Annotated in this window: 22 protein-coding genes and 1 tRNA gene; 13 read left to right on the top strand and 10 right to left on the bottom strand. The window is 55.2% G+C overall.

Features of this window, described 5'->3' with window-relative positions; translation table 11 throughout:
- Window positions 1–109: 109 nt before the first annotated feature.
- The gene (locus tag ABMA60_RS01335) at window positions 110–1,441 is read right to left on the bottom strand and encodes an MATE family efflux transporter (protein WP_392797591.1); all 1,332 of its coding nucleotides are present in this window, start codon (window positions 1,439–1,441) and stop codon (window positions 110–112) included.
- 353 nt (window positions 1,442–1,794) lie between these two features.
- Between ABMA60_RS01335 and coxB the strand changes: the two genes are divergently transcribed.
- The 3 genes from coxB to ABMA60_RS01320 all read left to right on the top strand — a co-directional run bounded on the left by coxB (window position 1,795) and on the right by ABMA60_RS01320 (window position 5,478).
- Window positions 1,795–2,901, top strand: a complete 1,107-nt coding sequence (gene coxB, locus ABMA60_RS01330; protein WP_392797589.1) for a cytochrome c oxidase subunit II — start codon at window positions 1,795–1,797, stop codon at window positions 2,899–2,901.
- Window positions 2,902–2,912: 11 nt separating this feature from the next.
- Window positions 2,913–4,499: a cytochrome c oxidase subunit I gene (ctaD, locus tag ABMA60_RS01325; protein WP_392797587.1), complete on the top strand. Its 1,587-nt coding sequence runs from the start codon at window positions 2,913–2,915 to the stop codon at window positions 4,497–4,499.
- An 82-nt stretch (window positions 4,500–4,581) separates the two neighbouring features.
- Window positions 4,582–5,478 (top strand): cytochrome c oxidase subunit 3, encoded by an 897-nt coding sequence (locus tag ABMA60_RS01320; RefSeq protein WP_392797585.1) that lies wholly within the window; start codon window positions 4,582–4,584, stop codon window positions 5,476–5,478.
- Window positions 5,479–5,517: 39 nt separating this feature from the next.
- Here the strand turns inward: ABMA60_RS01320 and ABMA60_RS01315 are convergent, their stop codons facing one another.
- On the bottom strand, window positions 5,518–5,742 hold the full coding sequence (locus ABMA60_RS01315) for a DUF2909 domain-containing protein (protein WP_392797583.1): 225 nt from the start codon (window positions 5,740–5,742) through the stop codon (window positions 5,518–5,520).
- Window positions 5,743–5,772: 30 nt separating this feature from the next.
- Between ABMA60_RS01315 and ABMA60_RS01310 the strand changes: the two genes are divergently transcribed.
- The 5 genes from ABMA60_RS01310 to ABMA60_RS01290 are packed head-to-tail and all read left to right on the top strand — an operon-like array spanning window position 5,773 to window position 9,662.
- Entirely contained in the window at window positions 5,773–6,489 is a 717-nt protein-coding gene (locus ABMA60_RS01310; protein ID WP_392797581.1) for an SURF1 family protein, read from the top strand.
- Entirely contained in the window at window positions 6,489–7,079 is a 591-nt protein-coding gene (locus tag ABMA60_RS01305; RefSeq protein WP_392797579.1) for a hypothetical protein, read from the top strand. Before ABMA60_RS01310 ends, ABMA60_RS01305 begins: the two co-directional genes overlap by 1 nt.
- Before the next feature lie 9 nt (window positions 7,080–7,088).
- The gene (locus ABMA60_RS01300; RefSeq protein ID WP_392797577.1) at window positions 7,089–8,105 is read left to right on the top strand and encodes a heme A synthase; all 1,017 of its coding nucleotides are present in this window, start codon (window positions 7,089–7,091) and stop codon (window positions 8,103–8,105) included.
- Window positions 8,098–8,994 (top strand): heme o synthase, encoded by an 897-nt coding sequence (cyoE, locus tag ABMA60_RS01295; protein WP_392797575.1) that lies wholly within the window; start codon window positions 8,098–8,100, stop codon window positions 8,992–8,994. The genes ABMA60_RS01300 and cyoE overlap by 8 nt, the downstream gene beginning before the upstream one ends.
- Window positions 8,991–9,662, top strand: coding sequence for an SCO family protein (locus ABMA60_RS01290; protein WP_392797574.1), 672 nt, complete (start codon window positions 8,991–8,993; stop codon window positions 9,660–9,662). The genes cyoE and ABMA60_RS01290 overlap by 4 nt, the downstream gene beginning before the upstream one ends.
- Here the strand turns inward: ABMA60_RS01290 and ABMA60_RS01285 are convergent.
- Window positions 9,659–10,861 carry a DUF418 domain-containing protein gene (locus tag ABMA60_RS01285; RefSeq protein WP_392797573.1) on the bottom strand — a complete coding sequence of 401 codons (1,203 nt, stop codon included), beginning with the start codon at window positions 10,859–10,861 and terminating at the stop codon, window positions 9,659–9,661. The two genes, ABMA60_RS01290 and ABMA60_RS01285, sit on opposite strands and share 4 nt — an antisense overlap.
- Window positions 10,862–11,716: a cobalamin-binding protein gene (locus ABMA60_RS01280; RefSeq protein WP_392797572.1), complete on the bottom strand. Its 855-nt coding sequence runs from the start codon at window positions 11,714–11,716 to the stop codon at window positions 10,862–10,864. It lies immediately after the preceding gene.
- A 144-nt stretch (window positions 11,717–11,860) separates the two neighbouring features.
- Between ABMA60_RS01280 and pip the strand changes: the two genes are divergently transcribed.
- The 3 genes from pip to ABMA60_RS01265 all read left to right on the top strand — a co-directional run bounded on the left by pip (window position 11,861) and on the right by ABMA60_RS01265 (window position 15,498).
- Complete coding sequence (gene pip, locus ABMA60_RS01275; RefSeq protein ID WP_392797570.1) at window positions 11,861–12,829, top strand: prolyl aminopeptidase; 969 nt, start codon at window positions 11,861–11,863, stop codon at window positions 12,827–12,829.
- A gap of 3 nt (window positions 12,830–12,832) precedes the next feature.
- A complete protein-coding gene (dtd, locus tag ABMA60_RS01270) occupies window positions 12,833–13,273 on the top strand; it encodes a D-aminoacyl-tRNA deacylase (protein ID WP_392797568.1) in 441 nt (146 codons plus the stop codon).
- Between the two features lie 188 nt (window positions 13,274–13,461).
- A complete protein-coding gene (locus tag ABMA60_RS01265; protein WP_392797566.1) occupies window positions 13,462–15,498 on the top strand; it encodes a diguanylate cyclase domain-containing protein in 2,037 nt (678 codons plus the stop codon).
- 4 nt (window positions 15,499–15,502) lie between these two features.
- On the opposite strand, the gene ABMA60_RS01260 is transcribed toward ABMA60_RS01265, so the two are convergent.
- Genes ABMA60_RS01260 through ABMA60_RS01250 form a run of 3 tightly spaced genes read right to left on the bottom strand, consistent with a single transcriptional unit; the run spans window position 15,503 to window position 17,486 of the window.
- Complete coding sequence (locus ABMA60_RS01260; RefSeq protein ID WP_392797565.1) at window positions 15,503–15,847, bottom strand: hypothetical protein; 345 nt, start codon at window positions 15,845–15,847, stop codon at window positions 15,503–15,505.
- 54 nt (window positions 15,848–15,901) lie between these two features.
- Entirely contained in the window at window positions 15,902–16,624 is a 723-nt protein-coding gene (locus ABMA60_RS01255; RefSeq protein WP_392797564.1) for a gamma-glutamyl-gamma-aminobutyrate hydrolase family protein, read from the bottom strand.
- Window positions 16,625–16,664: 40 nt separating this feature from the next.
- Window positions 16,665–17,486, bottom strand: a complete 822-nt coding sequence (locus tag ABMA60_RS01250; protein WP_392797562.1) for a LysR family transcriptional regulator — start codon at window positions 17,484–17,486, stop codon at window positions 16,665–16,667.
- Window positions 17,487–17,639: 153 nt separating this feature from the next.
- Here ABMA60_RS01250 and maoP point away from each other — a divergent pair, with 153 nt between their 5' ends.
- The gene (gene maoP / locus ABMA60_RS01245) at window positions 17,640–18,020 is read left to right on the top strand and encodes a DUF413 domain-containing protein (protein WP_392797560.1); all 381 of its coding nucleotides are present in this window, start codon (window positions 17,640–17,642) and stop codon (window positions 18,018–18,020) included.
- A gap of 73 nt (window positions 18,021–18,093) precedes the next feature.
- Here the strand turns inward: maoP and ABMA60_RS01240 are convergent, their stop codons facing one another.
- Both ABMA60_RS01240 and ABMA60_RS01235 read right to left on the bottom strand, forming a co-directional pair.
- Window positions 18,094–18,771, bottom strand: coding sequence for an OmpA family protein (locus ABMA60_RS01240; protein WP_392797559.1), 678 nt, complete (start codon window positions 18,769–18,771; stop codon window positions 18,094–18,096).
- A 33-nt stretch (window positions 18,772–18,804) separates the two neighbouring features.
- Window positions 18,805–19,311 (bottom strand): winged helix-turn-helix transcriptional regulator, encoded by a 507-nt coding sequence (locus ABMA60_RS01235; protein ID WP_392797558.1) that lies wholly within the window; start codon window positions 19,309–19,311, stop codon window positions 18,805–18,807.
- Between the two features lie 198 nt (window positions 19,312–19,509).
- On the opposite strand from ABMA60_RS01235, the gene ABMA60_RS01230 reads away from it, so the two are divergent.
- A tRNA-Pro gene (locus ABMA60_RS01230) sits at window positions 19,510–19,586 on the top strand.
- A gap of 125 nt (window positions 19,587–19,711) precedes the next feature.
- On the opposite strand, the gene ABMA60_RS01225 is transcribed toward ABMA60_RS01230, so the two are convergent.
- A complete protein-coding gene (locus ABMA60_RS01225) occupies window positions 19,712–20,038 on the bottom strand; it encodes a DUF3301 domain-containing protein (protein ID WP_392797557.1) in 327 nt (108 codons plus the stop codon).
- Window positions 20,039–20,123: the final 85 nt, after the last annotated feature.

Raw genomic sequence — 20,123 nt, 5'->3', positions numbered from 1 at the left:
GCTTGGCGGTTGATTACGGACAGAATTCTGGGGTCGCGCAATTCAGATTGGGACTGGGTGGTATGCGGCAAAGCAGCAGTCTCGATTGAATGATGCGAATAAGTGTAGTTTAAGGTGCTTTTTTTGCCTGTCGAATTTTAGGAATTAAATACAGACGGAAGACACTGAGCATCCAGATTGAGCGTCCGACGAACAGCAATGAAAAACCAAACCAGAGCCAGTGGTTGGTCGCCGGCAGAATAAAGCTGGAGCCGATAAACAACGCGAAACCAAAGATCACCCCATTGCGCATCTGCTGGGTCATGCGCGCGCCAATAAAGACGCCATCCAGCCAGAAGGCGAGACCTCCCGCCAGCGGTAAGGCCACGATCCATGGCAGATAGTGACGCGCCAACTGCTCCAGTTGGGCCTGGCCGGTCAATAAATCGATGATCAAACCACCGCCCAAAGCGAAGCACAGACTCATCAGGGTCATCAGTGCCAGGGCCGCCAGGCCAGTCGTCCACAGGACGGTGCGCAGTTGATCGGTCCGGCCGCGACCGATGGCCAGCCCAACCTGAGCTTCGGAGGCGGCTGCACTGCCATCGAGCGTATTGGAGATCAGCGTCAGAAAGGTCAGCAAAATGGCGTTTGCCGCTAATACATCGTTACCGAATTGGGCGCCCATGCGATTGAACCAGGCAAAACCACTGAGCAATAAAAAGGTACGTAGAAACAGACTGGCGCTGACGGTAAAGATGGCTTTGTAGGCACTGAGCCGTCGCAGCAGCGCCCGATCCAGGCCAGGATCAAGCCGTCTGAGTGTGCGCTTGAGCATCAGCAGCACCAAGGCCAGCGCCAGGTATTCACTCAATACGGTGCCCAGCGCAATACCGGCGGTGGTTAAACCAAAGCCGTAAACCAGAATTACATCCAGCACCAGATTGACCATCTGCGCCAGGGAGACGGTGTAGAGACTGATGCGGGTGTTCTGCATGCCGGTGAAGAAACCGAGCAGCATGGTATTGAATATTTGCGCCGGTACGCCCCAGACACGAATGCTTAAATAAAGATGGGCTTCTTCCGTCGCGGCACTCGAAGCGTCCATAAAATCGAGGCCGGCAGCAATCAGCCAGGGATGGATAGCAAGCACCAGGCTGATCAGCACCAGGGCGACCAGGCTGTATTGCGCCAGCTGGGTTCTCAGTAAAGAGGGGCTGCGTGCGCCATAAGCCTGAGAGGTAAAGCCGGACAGGCCCATCGATAGAAAATTGAACCCCCAGAACACAAACGCCATCAAACTGGAACCGAGCGCGACGCCTGCGAGATAAACGCTGTCATCCAAATGACCCAGAACGGCGGTATCCACTAAACCCAGCAGTGGCATGGAAGCGTTGGCCAACATGACCGGCCACATCAGTGACCAGGTTCTGTGCCAGGCGGTGGTGGGAATCGAAATCATCGGGGTGTCGCAAAAAAATAGTCCTGCGATGATCCAACTAACGCCTTGTTTTTACAAATGAAATAGGATCAAAGTAGAGCGGTTGGAAGGAGCCTGAGCGCACCCGACGCTTGGGTTTTAAAAACAACCGTGTTTATACTGACTTCGACCGTTTCTGAATCTGGGTAACCGGGACAGCGCCCACAATGACGTCTTCATTTCCGGCTGTGTTTGCCAACAACAGCGAGCTGGAAAATGAGTAGTGTCGGAATGCGGGTTTGAAACATTAAGTAAGCTTCACTCGGTAACGCCCAACTACAATAACAAGGCAGAGGTGAAGGATGCAGAGAAGGCTGCTTCGTGCAGGCGCCGTTATGGTTGCACTGCTGGTGGGGTCTGCGGCCCAAGCTGACTGGCAATTCAACATGCCCAAGGGTGTGACGGACATCAGTCAGGAAGTCTATGGCCTGCACATGCTCATTTTCTGGGTATGCGTGATTATTGGCATCGCCGTGTTCGGGGTGATGTTCTATGCGATGTTCAAACATCGCAAATCAAAAGGCGCGGTATCCGCTAATTTCCACGAAAGTACCAAAGTCGAGTTGGCCTGGACCTTGATCCCGGCTGTCGTCATTTTTGCCATCGGTGTGCGCGCGACTTTTACCCTGGCCGATATGTATGACGTCGACAATGCGGACATGACGGTGGAGGTTACCGGTTATCAATGGCGCTGGCGTTATCGTTACGTCAATGAAGCCGACCCTGACGCTGAAGTCGACTACTTCTCCAGCCTTGCCACCTCCCGAGACGAAATCAACAACCGTCTGGCCAAGAATGAAAACTACCTGCTCGAAGTCGATCAGCCACTGGTGCTGCCAGTGGGCCAAAAGGTGCGTTTTGTTCTGACTGCAGCGGATGTGATCCATTCCTGGTGGGTGCCAGATCTCGCTGTTAAGAAAGACGCCATTCCCGGCATGGCCAACGAAGCCTGGACCGTCATTAACGAACCAGGAACTTACCGTGGCCAATGCACCGAGTTATGTGGCCGCGATCATGGCTTCATGCCGGTCGTGGTTGAAGCCGTACCGCAAGCCGAATTTGATGAATGGCTGGCTGGTAAGCAGGAAGAGGCCCGTCAGGTGGCTGAACTGACCAATCAGGAATGGACAGTGGAGCAGCTGGTCGAACGCGGCCGGGGTGTTTATCAGTCGGCCTGTGCCTCCTGTCACCAACCGGATGGCAGCGGTATTCCAGGTACTTTCCCGGCGCTGACCGGCAGCCCGATCGCCACGGGTGACATTCAGGACCACATCGACATCGTTTTCCACGGTAGACCAGGAACTGCAATGCAGGCCTTTGGTGATCAGTTGAGCCCGGTCGATCTGGCTGCGGTTGTGACGTTTGAACGCAATGCGTTGGGTAACAGCATGGGCGATATGGTCGAACCTGTTGAAATCCTCAACCTCAGTGCCGGCGAATAAGGAGCAGTGACATGACCACTACTACCCACGATCATGATCATGATCACGCACATCACGGGCCGGCCAAGGGCATAACACGCTGGCTCTATACCACCAACCACAAAGACATCGGCACGATGTATCTGTGGTTCAGTTTTGCCATGTTCCTGCTGGGCGGCTCATTCGCCATGGTGATCCGGGCAGAACTTTTCCAGCCGGGCCTGCAATTGGTTCAGCCGGAATTCTTTAATCAGATGACCACCATGCATGGTCTGATCATGGTGTTCGGTGCCGTGATGCCGGCCTTTGTCGGTTTGGCCAACTGGATGATCCCGATGATGGTCGGCGCGCCGGATATGGCTTTGCCGCGGATGAACAACCTCAGCTTCTGGATCCTGCCGTTCGCCTTTGCCATGTTGGCGTCCACCCTCTTTATGGATGGTGGTGCACCTAACTTTGGCTGGACCTTCTACGCACCACTGTCGACGACCTATGCGCCCGACAGCGTGACCTTTTTTATCTTCGCCATTCATATCATGGGTGCTTCTTCGATCATGGGCGCGATCAATATCATCGCGACCATTTTGAACATGCGCGCCCCTGGCATGACGTTGATGAAGATGCCGCTGTTTGTCTGGACCTGGCTGATCACCGCCTATCTGCTGATTGCGGTGATGCCGGTGCTTGCCGGTGTGGTCACCATGATGTTGATGGACATCCACTTCGGAACGGCCTTCTTTAATGCCGCCGGTGGTGGTTCGCCTGTATTGTTCCAGCACGTGTTCTGGTTCTTCGGGCACCCTGAGGTCTACATCATGATCCTCCCGGCCTTTGGTATCGTCTCGGCGATCATTCCTGCCTTTGCCCGCAAACGACTGTTTGGCTATTCGTCCATGGTTTACGCCACGGCATCGATTGCTTTCCTCAGTTTTATTGTCTGGGCGCACCACATGTTCACCGTGGGTATTCCGTTCCTGGGTGAAGCCTTCTTTATGTGGTCGACCATGCTGATTGCGATTCCGACCGGCGTGAAGGTGTTCAACTGGGTGACCACCATGTTCCGTGGCTCGATGACCTTTGAAACACCGATGTTGTTCGCGGTCTGTTTCGTCATTCTGTTCACCATTGGTGGTTTTTCCGGCTTGATGCTGGCAATGGCTCCGGCTGACTTCCAGTATCACGACACCTACTTTGTTGTGGCTCACTTCCACTATGTGCTGGTGCCGGGTGCGGTCTTCTCCATTATGGCGGCTGTCTACTATTGGCTGCCCAAGTGGAGCGGCAAGATGTACAACGAAACGCTGGGCAAGGTGCATTTCTGGCTGAGCTTTGTTGGTGTAAACGTCCTGTTCTTTCCGCAGCACTTTCTCGGTTTGGCCGGCATGCCGCGACGCATTCCGGATTACGCCCTGCAATTCGCCGACTTCAATATGATCTCGAGCATGGGTGGCTTCCTCTTTGGTGCTAGCCAATTGCTGTTCCTTTATATCGTCGTTAATACCGTCGTAGCGGGTAAACCAGCGCCGGCGAAACCCTGGGACGGCGCAGAAGGTTTGGAATGGACGGTGGATTCTCCAGCGCCCTATCACACCTTCTCGACACCACCGAAGATTGATTGACAGCGCGCTGACCGCTGCGGCGGTCAGGCTTTGAACCCCGGCCGATGGTCGGCCGGGCGAATAAGAATAAGTGGAGATTGCTATGTCCAGCAGTGCCAATCACGAACACTACTACGTGCCAGCGCAGAGCCGCCTGCCGATTTGGATGGCCTTCGCCATGTTCCTGACCGTTTTTGGTTTGGGCAGCATGTTGCGAGATATGTCTAATGGCGCTACCGAATCCAATGCCCAGTGGTTTTTTATTGCCGGTTTCGCCGTTTTGGCGTTTGTCCTCTACAACTGGTTCAGTGAAGTCATTCGGGAAAACCATGCCGGTTTGAACAGCCCACAGCTTAAGCAATCTTATGTCTGGGGCATGGGCTGGTTCATTTTCTCAGAAGTGATGTTCTTTGCCGCCTTTTTTGGCGCCTTGTTTTACGTGCGCAACCTGGTCGGCCCCTGGCTCGGTGGTGAAGGTTCCAAAGGCGTCTCCAACTATTTGTATCCGGGTTTTGAATTCAGTTGGCCGTTGCTGCACAACCCGGACAATTCAGTTTTCCAAGCGCCGGAAGAAGTCATACATGCCTTCGGTTTGCCGCTGATTAACACCATTATCCTGGTGGTTTCCAGTGTCACTCTGACCATTGCTCACCACGCATTAAGAGCAGAGCATCGGACGCAACTGAAAGTCTGGTTGGGCATTACTATTTTGCTGGGTATTTCTTTCCTGGTGCTGCAGGCCGAAGAGTACGTTGAAGCTTATAACCATCTTGGGCTGACGCTCGATAGCGGTATTTATGGCTCGACCTTCTTTATGCTGACCGGCTTTCACGGTGCTCACGTCACCATCGGTACCTTGATGCTGATTGTTCAGTTCCTGCGGGCTCTGCGTGGGCACTTTAAACCGGATGATCATTTTGGCTTCGAGGCGTCGGCCTGGTATTGGCACTTTGTCGACGTGGTCTGGTTGTGTCTGTTCGTCTTGGTTTATTGGATTTGATGACGTAACAAAAGGCGGCCAAGGCCGCCTTTTTAAACCTCAGTACTGGCCAACCCAAGGCGCCTGTTGGGAAAGTTCGCCAGTCACAAAACCAATGATCAGTACCACCACTATCAAAGCGGCCAGGCTGACTCGAATGGTTAGCAATTTGACCAGCCGTGTTGATTCGGCGTCGTCTCTGAATAAGGAGGTCAGGGCACCACTGAGGGAAACCAACATGGCGATAATCAGCAGTATGAGAACGACTTTTAACAATAGCGCCATTGGACAGGCCCTCTTGATCGGTTGGAAGGGATGTTGAACTTTCGCCCCGGTTGGCTGTTGACCGTTTTTGTTGCTGTTTTTTTGCCGGTTTTTATCAGCCTGGGCATTTGGCAGCTTAACAGAGCCGAACAAAAAGCCCAGCTAGGTGCCAGCATCGAGGCCGGTCGTCAGGTTGAGCTATTACCCAGCGGGACCTCACCGCAGTTATATCAACATTACCAACTGACCGGCCAGTTGGATGGCGACCACCTTTGGCTGCTCGATAACCGGACTCATCAGGGTCAGGCTGGTTATGAAGTCTGGGCGCCGATGCTGACTGACGATGGCTGGTATTTGGCTTCGGCCGGCTGGATTGCAGCAACTGCCAGCCGGGACCGGTTACCGCAGCTCGACCTACCCGAGAGCAGACGTCCCTGGTTGGCTCAGGCAAGGCCGTTAAGTCAATCGGTTGTCCTGGCGGATACCGACATAGCGCGCCACTGGCCACAGGTTATTCAATCGATCGACCCCGATGTTATGGCAGAACAACTGGGGCGGGCTAAGCCGCTTGGATTACTGCAGTTATTGCCCGGCCAGGCGGGCGTGGGTCCGGTCATCTGGACGCCAATTGTTATGACAGCGGAGCGTCATCGTGGTTACGCCGTGCAATGGTTCGCCATGGCCGCAGCGTTGTTGTTGATGTATTTGTATGCGGGGAGGCGTTTCGCCAGAACCGTGAAACATACCAGGCAAGAGGAAGACCAATAATGAGCAAAGCGACCGGAGCGAGTACTCACTCTTCCACAAACTACAGTCGCCTGCAGTTGCTGATTATCCTGCTGACTCCCTTGATTGTAATGGCGTCTGCAACAGGACTTTATTACTCGGGCTGGCTGGTGCCGGACTCTCGGGTTAACCGCGGCGTGCTGTTGGATCCGGTATTGCAGCTTTCCGACCTGGGTCTGGAAATTGACGCCGTGAATCCCGAACGCCAGTGGCTGATGGTGCAGACGTCCTTTGAGTGTCAGCAGAGCTGCCTGGAACGCGTCCATACACAGCGCCAGATTCATGTGTCTTTGGGCAAAGACGAGCCGCGCATGAAGCGCTTGCTGTTGACTTCAACTTCGGGCCTGAATGGTTTGGAAAGCGAGTATCCAGGACTGGATGTTCAACAACATCAGCCGCAGGATTACAGTGCCGCCTTGCTGGAACGTGTGCCTGCCGATTTCGGCGCGCGCGATTTCGTCTTTATTGTCGACCCTCTGGGCAACGTGCCGCTCTACTTCACCCCCGGTAACGACTACAAAGATCAACTGGCGGATATGGAAACTCTGTTGGACCTGTCAACAATTGGGTAGGAGCTGTGCATGTTGTCACTGAAAAATGCCAAGCCCGGTTTTCGACTGGCCGCCTTCGCAACCTGTTTTGCCATCGCCGTTGTGGTTTTAGGTGCTTTTACCCGGCTGGTGGATGCCGGCCTTGGCTGTCCTGATTGGCCAACCTGCTATGGTCATGTCTGGGCGCCGCAAAGCGACGCTGAAATCAGCGCTGCCAATGACGCCTATCCGGAACTGCCGGTCGATCTGGAAAAAACCTGGCCGGAAATGGTGCACCGTTACCTGGCTTCGACGCTGGGCTTGTTGATCATCGCTTTAGTGGTTGTGTCTTTCCGTAATCGGAAATACCCCGGCCAGCCAGTGAAATTGCCGTTGTTGCTGTTGGCTTTGGTCATACTGCAAGGTGCCTTTGGTGCCTGGACGGTAACATTGCGGCTTTGGCCTCAAGTAGTAACCGCTCACTTACTGGGTGGTTTCCTAACCTTCTCGCTGCTTTGGCTACTGACACTGCGCTTAGGCGGCTCGCGCCCGATTCAACTGTTTTCGCTGCAACAGCGCGCCCTGCCCCGCGGCCTGGCTGCGTTGGCGTTGACCGTCGTCGTCGTGCAGATTTTCCTGGGCGGTTGGGTGACATCGAATTATGCCGCTCTGGCCTGTCCGGATTTTCCGTTATGCCAATCGCAAATCTTACCGCAAACTGATTTTGTCGCCGGCTTCGATCTGGCGCATCCCATCGGGCCGAACTATTTAGGTGGGCATTTGGATATACCGTCCCGAACGGCAATCCACCTGGCTCACCGAATCGGCGCATTGGTGACCTTGCTGGTGGTGGCCTGGTTGGTATTGCGATTGTTTAAGGCTCGGTTTGCGGCCTTGGCCAGTGGCCTTGCCTTGGTGTTAATTGCCCAAATCAGTCTGGGTGTCAGTAATGTGGTGTTTGGTCTGCCATTGGCTGTAGCCGTGCTGCATAACCTCTTCGGCGCCATACTATTGGCCACACTGGTGACAGTGAATTATGAGTTATATCGGGAGGCGAACCATGTCTAAAGTAAGCGCGGTTCAAAAGTTACCCAGCTGGCGTGACTTCCTGGAGATGACCAAACCCAAGGTGGTCCTGTTGATGTTAATTACCGCCTGGGTCGGAATGGCCTTGGCGCCCAAAGGTGATGGCGCCGCCCTTGGTATGGTGATCGGCACCCTGGGTATCGCAGCGCTGGCGGCGGCCGGTGCGGCTTTTAACCATATGCTGGATCGCCAACTTGATCAGCGTATGGCGCGCACTCACCGTCGACCCATGGCCACCGGTCGGGTCAGCATGAATCAGGGGCTGGCCTTTGCTGCCAGCTTGACGGTCGCTGGCTTCGTTATGCTCTATGCCTGGGTCAATGCTCTCACCGCTTGGCTGACGCTGGCGTCCATGGTCGGCTACGCTGTCATCTATACGGTCTTCTTAAAACGAGCGACGCCGCAGAATATTGTGATCGGTGGTTTGGCCGGTGCTATGCCACCCTTATTAGGCTGGACCAGCGTTTCCGGTCAGGTTGGCGCCATGCCGTTGTTGCTGGTGCTGATTATCTTCGCCTGGACGCCACCGCATTTCTGGGCGCTGGCTATTCACCGCATTAAAGACTATCAAAACGCCGATGTTCCGATGATGCCGGTGACTCATGGCATCGCATACACCAAGATCAATGTCTGGCTGTATTCGTGGTTGCTGTTGGCAATTTCCATGTTGCCGTTCGCCACCTTGAAGGCCGGTCCGATTTACGCGGTGTGCGCCTTTGTATTGGGTGCGCGCTATCTGCAGTGGAACTGGTGGTTGTTGACTGATCGTCGTCCGGACGCGGCCTGGGGATCCTTTCGTTTTTCCATCACCTATCTGCTGTTACTCTTTGTCGCTCTATTGGTTGATTACAGTGTAAGAGCCTGGTTATGACATCGAGTTCAAAAGCCGGCGCTGACCAACAGCGCCGTGGTGCACTCAGAACCGCGTTAATTCTGTTTGCGATCGTGATTGTTGTTTTTGTCGCCGCAATTCTAAGAACCACCCTGGCCGGTCCTGATCTGGTCAGTGCTTTGGAAGCGCACAATACGCTGTACTTTGAAGATCCGCGCCCGGTACCAGCGGTCGAGTTGATCGACCATAATGGCACAACCATAGAGACGGCCCAGTTGAATGATGGTCGTTGGCGGTTGATCAATTTCGGTTACACCTTTTGCCCGGATATCTGCCCGACCAATATGGCCGACCTGGCAAATGCCTACCGCGGTTTGACCGACGATGGACTGAGTGAGCAGCTGGACGTATGGATGATCACCGTCGACCCGGCTCGGGATTCAGCCGACCGCCTGGCCCAGTACGTTCCCTTCTTTCACCCGGACTTTATCGGTTTGACCGGCGATGAGGCCAATGCCATTCAGCCTCTGGCGCGCCAGCTCAATACAGTGTTCTATCCGGAAGGTGACGGTGATGTTTACACCGTTGCCCACAGTGACAACCAGGCGGTGCTAAATCCTGACGGTGAATATGTTGCGTTGATTCGCCCGCCGCACAGCCCACAGCAATATCGCGAAGTGATGCGTTTGTTGATCGAAAACGACTAACGCTTTAACGCCGGGGCTCGTCCCCGGCTTTGCCAGCGCCATAACCACTCCATTGGACCCAGCCGGAAAGTCCGCAGCCACAGCGTCGTCAACACGGCGTTTGTCATCCAGATGCCAATTGTTACCAAAACCAACTGACTAAAAGACAGTTGCTCAAACCAACCCAATCCAAAGCCATAGAACAACGTCGTCGCGATCAGGCTTTGCAGCAGGTAATTACTCAGTGCTGTCTTGCCAATGGCTTCCAACAGACGCGCTAAACCATGTTGCGGCCATCGCCGCCAGAACAGTATCGCCGTGCATAGAATGCTCAGGCAGAGACAAGCGGCTCCGAAGTAGCTGAAAAAGCCGCGCCCCACAACCATTCGTGCCGGATCAAAATTGCCGCCGGCTTGATAGAGGTAACCCAGCGCCTTTAACAGCAACCCAGATGGCAAAATGACACTTAGCAGTAAAAGGTAGCGCTGAGATGACCATTGTCCGGCCGCTAAGCCGATGCGATACAAGACCATACCAACCAACATCCAGCCGGCCACAAACCAGAAGGTGCCAAACGGCAGCCCCAGATAATGCGACTCCAGCGTTCGTTCGAAGCGCCAATGCTGGTTCTCCCACCAACCGCCGAGCAAGGCATTGATCTCAGTTTGCAAAGCCTGGGGGTCAGCAGCATAAGCTGCACCTCGTATTTCCGCAGGAACCAGGCTCATTTCCAGTAGGCTCAGCGCCGGGGTAAACGCCAAAAAAGCCAATCCAACTTGTAGCTGGGTACGGGTTTTCCAATAGACAGCGGGAGCCAGGATCCAGGCAGCAATGGCATAGGCGACCAGAATATCGCCGCTCCAGATCAGATAGGCGTGGATCAGCCCAATCACTAACAGACCCAGACTTCTTCGGCGTTGTTGTTTAACCGGGTTTTGTTCGGCGGCCAGATTGCGCTCGGCCAGTACCCAGATGCCGATGCCAAAGAGACAGGACAGCAGGCTGACAAAAACCTGCTCGGCAAAAAAATAGCCCAAGGCATGTAACCAACGGTCGGTGAACGACAGTGGCTCGAGGATGTTGGGTATTAAGTAGGCGCGCTCGACCCGGGCAAAGGCCTGAATATTCATGATCAGGATGCCGAGGATAGCGATGCCGCGTAAGCCATCAATAAACGCCAATCGCTGACTGATCGCCGAGCTGTTTCCATTTGCAGCCAATTACTGCGCCCCGATGGTGGTGCGAATCCGCTGCAGATCAACACAGAGTTGGGTGGCTCCGATCAGCAGGCTGGGTGTGGGCCGATGCAGTACATCGGCATCGGTACTGATCAGTGCATCTGTCTGAACCGCCTGCAATTGGGTCCACTGACGCCACAAGTCCGGGCTGTCGGTCACGATCACATCCGGATTGGCCGCAAAGACCGCCTCCAGACTGACCTGAGGCGATAGCACTGGCAGATCAGCGAAAACATTCCGGCCGCCGCACAGTTCGATCACATCGCTGATATAGGAATCGCCATTCAGGGTATAGATGGGCTCATGCCAGACTTCGTAAAAGACGCTCAGTTCGGATCGGTTTGCATAGCGTTGTTGCAATGCTGCGATAGCGGCTTCGAAATCGCTGGCCGCGGCGTTGGCACTGTCGACCTGGGCGGTCAGTTGCCCCAGATCACGCATCGCCTGGGCAATGGCATCGAAGTTCTGTGGATCGCTGAAAAACACCGGAATGCCCAGTTCGATAAGCCGATCAACCTGAGCGCGAGCGGGGCCTGTTGGGTAGGCAATGATGAGGTCGGGCTCGAGCATCAGGATGGCCTCGCTGTTCAGGCTGTTGTAATCCCCAACTCTGGGCTTGGCTTTGGCGGCTTCGGGATAGTCGGCATAGCGGACGGTGGCGATTAACTGATCCTGAGCGTTGATGTCGTAGAGCAATTCGGTGGCGTGGGGAACCAGACTGATTACTCCCTGGGCTGGCGCCTCAAGCTGTACCGTGCGACCTAAATCATCGGTTAAACGAATCTCGGCAGAGACCTGGCCGATCAAGACACAAAAACACAGCAGTAAGATTCTCATGACAACTCTTAAGCTAGGAGGCAAGGCCGCAGCTTGGGCCGGGTCGCTCGATACTAGGCAATGCCAACCGCGCCATCAAGGCAGACTGGGCAGTCCGGAGGGGCTGTGTCATGATGCGGCAGCACTGCCGTTGAGGATCTACAGATGCTGCCACTCTATCCAGAGATTCGCCCCTTTGATCGCCAGTGGCTGAGCGTCAGTGACGGTCATCGCCTCTATGTTGAGCAGGCCGGCACAGCGGGAGCCTTGCCGGTGGTCGTGGTTCACGGCGGTCCCGGCGCTGGATTTTCTGAGCAGCTGCGCCGATTTTTCGATCCGGAACACTTTCATATTATTCTCTACGATCAGCGAGGCGCGGGTCGTTCAGAACCGCATGCCGAATTGAATCAGAACGACAGTCAGCACCTGGTCGAGGATTTGGAAGCCCTGCGCCAGCATCTCGGCCTGGAAAGCTGGGTGTTGTTTGGTGGCAGCTGGGGCGCAACCCTGTCGCTGTTGTACGCTCAAACCTATCCGCATCGCTGCCGGGCATTAGTACTGCGTGGCGTCTTTCTCGGCCGGCCGCTGGATGTTGACTGGCTATACGGCGGTGGTGCGGGTCGTTATTTTCCTGAGGAGTGGGCGCGCTTTATCGAACCGGTATCCGGTTTGAGCGGTCGAGCTTTGATCGATGCCTACGCCGAACTGTTCAATGGCAGCAACGATCTGGCGCGAGTGGGCGCTGCCAAAGCCTGGGCGCGTTGGGAGGCGGTCAACGCGTCCTTACGACCAAGCCAACAGTCGCTGGATTACTTCACCTCCACGCATGTCGCGCTCAGTTTGGCGCGCATTACCTGCCACTACATTCAGCATCAGTTTTTTATGCAGCCGGACCAGCTATTACAGCAGGCGCACCGTTTGGCGGGCATCCCCGGCTATATCGTTCAGGGTCGCTACGACATGGTTTGCCCACCGGATCAGGCCTGGCAGTTGGCGCAGCAATGGCCGGATGCTGAGCTGGACATGGTGCGCGAAGGCGGGCATTCAGGTTTTGATCCGGCCATGGTCGACGCCCTGATCCGCGCCACCCAGAACGTTGCACAACGCTTTGGTCAGGGTGATGAGGAGGCTTGAGCGATGAAAGCATTGATACAACGCGTCCGTCACGCCGGTGTTGAGGTTGACGGGGAATCTATTGCGGCTATCGACCAGGGCATGCTGGTGTTGGTGGGCATCGATAAAGGCGATGAGATCGACCGGGTCGAAAAGATGGCGCACAAGCTGTTGAACTACCGCATCTTTGCCGATGCCGAAGACCGCATGAACCTCAATGTCCAGGATATCGGTGGCGCCTTGCTACTCGTCTCACAGTTCACGCTCTCAGCCGATACCAATAAGGGTTTGCGGCCCAGCTTCACTTCGGCAGCGCCACCGGCCGATGGTGAACGCATCTTTGATGCCTTGGTGGCTCAGATTCGCCACCAGTATGACCGGGTTCAGACTGGGCAATTTGGCGCCAATATGCAGATTGAACTGCTCAACGATGGCCCGGTGACTTTCCTGTTGGAAGTGAACTGACAGGACGCAAGTGACACCTTTGGGTCGTCGCCGGGGTATGGATTGGACTAAACTGAACGGATGATCAGGAAAAGGTTTAACCGGTGACGTCATCCGGCCCCGACTTCGGACAGCTGTTGAAAACAGCCTGGGCACAAATGGTTAGCGACCCTTTGGCCGCCCAGACTTTGATCGACCAGGCTCGAACAATGGTCGAACCATCCGAACAGGAGAGCATAGAGCTCGACTTCCATTCCGGCTGGTGTCTGATCTTCCAAGGTGAATACCTCAAATCACTGACGCTTTTCTCCAATGCGCTGGCGCTGGCTGAACGCCTCAATGCGCTGGATCCGACCATGCGGATCTGCAATGGCATTGGCATGGCCTACTACAACCTGGGCCGATATGGTTTGGCTGAGCGTTATTACGAACGTTCTCTCGAGCTGAATCAGCAGGTTGGTAATAGCAACGGCATCTTTGCGGCCTTGTTAAATCAGGCTCTGCTGCACTTCCAAACCGATGATCTGGATACCGCCGAGCGTCTGCTTAACCGTGCGCTGGGCAGCGATACTCGTGAGGTGTCGCTGGAAAACCTGGGTGAAGCCGCGCTGTTGCAGGCCAACCTGCATTCCAAGCGCTCTGCATTCGATGATGCACTTCTGGGCTGCCGCGCGGCGTTAAAGTTCGCCCAGCAGTTAAATTACTGGCACCTGGAAATCCAGGCCTTGATTGCCGTAGCGCGCTGTCAGCGATTACAGGGTCGGTTAGTTGAGGCTGAAACCACTTTAATGGTAACAATCGACCACCCCGAGTTTGAGCGCGAAGGTGTGTCGGGCTTGTCGGCTTATATCGAGCTGGCAAAAGTTCGCGCCAGTCAGGGGCGGTTCGCTTTGGCGGTTATGGCGGTTCGTACTGGCTTGAAGCGATCAGCAACACCGACGTTCAGCCTCACCCAACTGCGGGCGTTGGAAGTCTTGTCGATTTGTCTCGAGCAAGGTGGCAAGTACCAGGCCTCAATGCGCGTTCTGCGCCGGGCTCTGGATGTTGAGCGTAAGCTGCAGGATCAGGATATGCGCCGGCAATTTGAGGTGCGGCAACTGCAAGCCAAGATTGATGAACAACGCCTGGAAAACCAGATCACCGATCACGAAAACCGTTTACTGAAAGCCACCCAGGCGCGACTGCAGTTGATTAACGACTTATCGCGTGAGCTGGCGTCAACTTTGGCGTTGGAAGAGATCGCCCCCAAGCTGTACGACATCGTCTCCCAGCGTCTGGATGTGCACTTTGTTTCTCTGGCGTTAAATCACCCGGCTCGCCAAGGCGTTGAGTTTGTCAGCATCATCGACAATGGCCAGCCGGTGCCGGCTTATTGCATTCCTTATCGGGTAACTGAGAGCCGGGCGGTGCAAACCGCTCGCAGTGGCGATCCTATTCTTGTCGGCGATGAAACCGCTAAAGCCGGCGTTAACTGGGTGGGCGACAGTCAGATTTTGCCGCGCAGCCAACTGTTTATGCCGTTAGTGCACAATCGCCAGGTGCTGGGGTTATTCTCGCTGCAGAGCCGTTTTGCCGATCGCTTCAGCCAGGAAGAGCTGGAGCTGCTGAAATCATTGGCGCCATTTGTTGCCATTACTCTGAGTAACGCGGTCAGTCATCAGCGATTGTTCGAATTGAACCAGGCGTTGACCCACGAAAAAACCCAGATGGAAACGGCTCAGGCACGGATCGAACATATGGCGCACCACGACACCCTGACCGGCCTGCCTAACCGGCGGCTGTTGTCCGAATTTGTGGATGCCAAGATTCAGGATGCGGCCGAGGCTCGCCGAACCTTTTACCTGGTTTATATCGATCTGGATGGCTTCAAGCCGATCAACGATCGTCATGGTCATCGTATTGGTGATCAGGTGTTGGTGGTGTTGGGCAAGCGTTTGTCGCAGTCGCTGCGAAAAGCCGATTTTGCGGCTCGGGTCGGCGGCGATGAATTTATTATCATCATCGATGATATGCAGCCTGCCCAGCAGGTGAGTGGGTTTGTTAAACGTATTCTGTCGGTCATCGAACAGCCGCTGAAGATTGGCGATGACACCCTGCACTTATCGGCCAGCATCGGTGTGGCCAAGTACGAAGACCACGGTCAGAGCCTGGATGAACTGATGCATCATGCCGACCAGGCTATGTACGACATTAAACGCTCCGGTAAAGGTGGTGTGGCCTTTGCGGGTGCTAAAAAACTGGGCTGAGCACTCAGCTGCTGAAGCTGACGATCTTCAGTGCCAGGCTGATCACCAGAACCAAACAACCTAACCAGCACCAGAACACCAGCCCTTCCCAGAACCGTCTCAGCCGGTTACCCAAACCTGCTTTCGGAGCAGCTTGCGGGCGACTCATCGACACCAAAATGCCGAACAGCACAACGCTCAGTCCGCACACCAGAGCAATAAACAGTAATCCTGTGTCGGTTTGGGGTCGCCATACAGCGACACCGAGCAAGACGGGAAAACACAGGATACCGAGCCCGAGCAACCATCCCGCCGCGGGTTTAACCGGATAGAGGGTGCGCAGTAACCGATCCTGAAAACGAAACAACATTAGGGACTCCACGAGTGGATGATGGCAAACCGCCGCCCACTCTGTCGGTTCGGGTCAGTCCTGTAAAGGTGTGCTGGTTGCCTGTTCGAGAAAGGACTTCATCCACTGAGCAATGCGTTCTCCCTGATGCTCTTCGTCCAGGCTGGCGCGAATGCGCGCCATCTGCTCACTGCTGACATCGTCTTCACGGTACTCAAGCAAGGCGCGTTCGTAGTCTTTGCTGAATTCCGGATGTCCTTGGAAACACAGCACCTGGTCGGGAATAAAGTAAGCAGCCAGCGGGCAGAAACTGTTGCTGAGCAAGGGTTTTGCGCCTGGCGGCAAGGCGGTGACCTGGTCACGATGACTGACCAGCAGACTGACGCTCTGGTCGCTGTCGATAAAACCGGGTTGTTCATCCAACTGGTAGTGCATCACGCCTAACCCCCAGCCTGAACCAGCGCGTTCCGCGCGGCCGCCCAGAGCGTGTGCCAGCAGTTGATGACCAAAACAGATGCCAAGCAGCGGCTTGCCTGCTTCGAACAGCTGGCGGGAGTAGTCGCGCAAACGCACGATCCAAGCGTCGTCGGCGAAGGCATCGTGCTTACTGCCGGTGATCAGGAAAGCATCAAAGTCGTCGATTGTCTCCGGATACTCACCCTGAATGACCGAGAAGATGGGCATGTCCCAATCGACACCGACACGGCCAAAGAGTTGCTGAAACATCCGGCCATAGCCGATATAGGTTGGCTGCAGGTTGTCACGCAGGATATCGGTTTCCAGAATGGCCACTTTCATAGAGAGACTCCGAACGGTTGGAAGGCCTGATTCTAATCAATCAACGCTGCAGCAGGTAGTCGATAACCGGAGTCATGTTGGTCAGATCAGGATGGTGGCTGTGATGAATCAGATAGAGCGGTAATTGAGTGGTTGCCAGGTCCGATCTGAGTTGCCAGTCATTCAGGTCGAGCAGATTTTCCGGTAACAGAGCGGCGCCCTGGTAACGTTGTATCCAGTTCATAGCCAATTGCAGGTCAGTGGTTTGCAGACTGGGAATGGCGCTGAGCTCGGCTCCGGGATGGATGGGCAACTGTGGCGCCCAATCGATCTGGACATAGGCTTGTTCCAGGGCCGTTTCAGTGGCTGTGTTTTTGGCGCTGGCGAGCGTTAGCGTCAAAGGGGTCAGCAAGCGGCTGGTGAGTTCGTCCACTTTAAGAGGCACCGGCAATATCGCCAGATCCAGGCTGCGTTCCAGTAAGCGCCGGCTGATTTGATCGGGTGTGAGGGTTTCGCTGCGCCAATAGCGGTCGGCCAGTTGGTGATGCATGTCCGCCAGCGCCGAACCCAACCAGGACGTCCAGATGGCTGAGGTAGTGGCCAAACTCATCGTTGCCGCTCGATCCTGTTGGCTGGCGACATCCTGCCGCGCCTGTTCCCAGCTGGTTAAAATACTCTCGGCGTGATGGCGCAGGCGTTCGCCAGCGGCGGTCAGCTGCAGGTTGTTGCGGTGGCGCACAAAGAGTGTTGTGCCGAGTTGGTTTTCCAACTGCCGAATGCGAAAACTGACCGCCGACTGGGTCAGATAGAGGTTGCTGGCCGCGTGACCGAAATGCCGGGTCTGGCAGACTTCCAAAAAAGTTTTTAACTGTTGCAGATCCAAGGCTGGCTCCTCGCCTTGCGAAGTGCTGTGTGATCCCAGCGCCTTCATTCGTTGATCAAAAGACTGCATCGACGCGGCAAAAATTACTCGTTTTACACTCGGCCGTACAGACCTTATGAATGCGCGCATGTGAGCAGGACTGCGGAGGTTGTCATGTCCCAAGCAATCAGCCCTGAAGGCTACACTCTCTTTAAGGCATTCACCGATAACCGTCATTACCCCTATGGTCTGGAGCGGTCTGGTGATTTCTCCATTCGCGAAGCTGAACTGCTGAGGCGTTTGGGTGAAACCTTTCGTCGTCTTGAGGTGGGTGAGCACCAGGCCGTTAATGAAGTTGAACAACAGTTTCTGAAGATGATTCGTGGCGAGAAAGAAGCCACCACCGATTGCGAAAAACTCTGGCTGAAATACCGCGCCCGGGTGGAAGGCAAGTCGCGGGCGTCATTCTCCTTTACCGCCAGCTATTATTACGCCAAAGGGGCGAATAACAGCGTCTCACCGGATGATGATTTTTCCGCCGACTTTGGCGATTAATAAAGGTGGTCGACTGCGGCGACGGAATTAAAAAAGGCGGCCATCGGCCGCCTTTGTTTTCTATGTTGGGAATTCACTGCCCCGCGACAATCGCTTCGAGGCTGATTTCCACTCGTCGATTGGCCGAGCGGCCGGTTTCGGTTTCGTTGCTGGCAACCGGTCGGGCTTCACCATAACCGATGGCGGCAACCCGCTCGTAGGCGACGCCGTTTTTCAGGAACACTTCCGCGACGCTTGAGGCGCGCTGCTCCGACAGCAACTGGTTATAGCTGTCGCTGCCGGTGCTGTCGGTATGACCTTCCACCGTAACCAGAGTGTTCTCGTATTCCTGCAGCACCTTGGCGACAGATTCGAGAGTGTCGGTAAACTGGGCTTTGACCGTCGAGCTATTGGTATCGAAGGTAATGTTGCCCGGCATGATCAGATCAATCTGGCCTTCTTCGGTGCGGCGCACCTGCACACCACTGTCGACCAATTCCCGGCGCAGTTCGGCTTCCTGGCGATCCATATAAAGCCCGACCCCACCACCAGCAACGCCGCCGATGCCGGCACCAATCAGGGCGCGACGCATGCGTTCGTCCTTGGGGGCTGTGGCCGCTCCCAGAACGGCACCGAGTAAACCGCCGGCAATGGCGCCGCGCGAGGTGTTATTGATCTGGTTTTCGCCAGTAAAGGCTTCCAGCGAAGTACAGCCGGTCAGGATGGCGCTGCTCAGCGCCAATGGCCAGCACAACGTCTGCCAGGTTTTCATCAATGGGTTCCTCCCTAGGGTGAATGGCAGTGCTTAGCGTTTAAAACGGTGACTGATTAAATCTAACGGTAAGAGGGCCGTTTGTTTGGCCTCTTCCATCACAATATAGCTTTTTGATTCCCGTACATAAGGCAGTGCGAGCAGCATCTCCCCCAGGTACTTACGGTAACTGGCGAGGTCGGTCAGGCGGAGCTTGATCAGATAGTCGGACTGACCAGACACCAGATGACATTCCTGAACGTAGCTGAGTCCATCAACGGCTTCACGAAACGCATCGAAAGCCTCAGGCGATTGGTTCGAAAGCGTGATTTCTACGAAAACCAACAACGACAAGCCCAGCGCCAGCGGGTCGATACTGGCATGGTAACCCTGGATCAGGCCAGTGCGTTCCAGGCGTTTGACTCTATCCATACAAGGCGTCGTCGACAGCCCGACTTTCTCGGCCAGATCAACGTAGGAGATACGGGCATTTTCCTGGAGGGCGCGGAGGATTTTTAAATCCAGGCGGTCCAATTTGCGGGCGTTTTGACTGTCCGTCATCGCAGCGATTACCGGGGATAGAGAAGCCAGCATAACCGAGCGGTCGGCGTGGCGGCAATTGGCGCCCGGCAAGAGTTGACGCCGTTGATTGGACTCCGTACTATTGCGCAGCTCGAACGCCGCCCTACTGGCATTGGCCGCAAAGGTCTGTGAAATCAAGGGCTTGCGTGAGATTGCCTAGCCCCAGGCATCCAGTGTCGGAGAGTAGCTCAGCTTGGTAGAGCACTACCTTCGGGAGGTAGGGGTCGCAGGTTCAAATCCTGTCTCTCCGACCAATCCAGATACCTCCCTTCTTTGAAGATCAGTAACACAAGCTCCGCGACCCGAGGGTCGCAGCCGGGGCGCCGGCCGGATCAAATCCTGTCTCTCCGACCAATTCTTCCCCGCCCCAACTCAGTCCTCACTGAAGCAACTGATCTTCGGTATAAGGCTGCAGTTCAGACCGCTCCATTCGCCGACCCAGCATTACTACCCAGCCTAAAAAGCGGCGATCGCCGCGGGTGGAGAATTCAAATTCATAGCTGCGCTCCAGCGCGATCAGGCTGGATTTGGAGCGCACCACTCTCACCTTGCGCAAATAAATACTCTGATCTAATAGCTGAACTCCGGCGCGCTGGGTGATCTGACGCGCGGCCTGCAGTGCATATTGGCGGATGCCCAGATGGTGCCAAAGCCAGGCCCCGAATACGGCCAGCACTAGCAGGGTAATCAGTTGGTTTGATGACAAGGTGTGCACTCACTTCGATGCTTTGGGTAGCACAATAACATCGGACGAAGCGGGAATCAGATGACAGTTTGCTAATTAAAATAAG

Source organism: Saccharospirillum sp. HFRX-2 (assembly GCF_043196805.1).
Classification (GTDB): domain Bacteria; phylum Pseudomonadota; class Gammaproteobacteria; order Pseudomonadales; family Natronospirillaceae; genus Saccharospirillum.
This window is presented reverse-complemented; position numbering and strand designations above follow the sequence as displayed.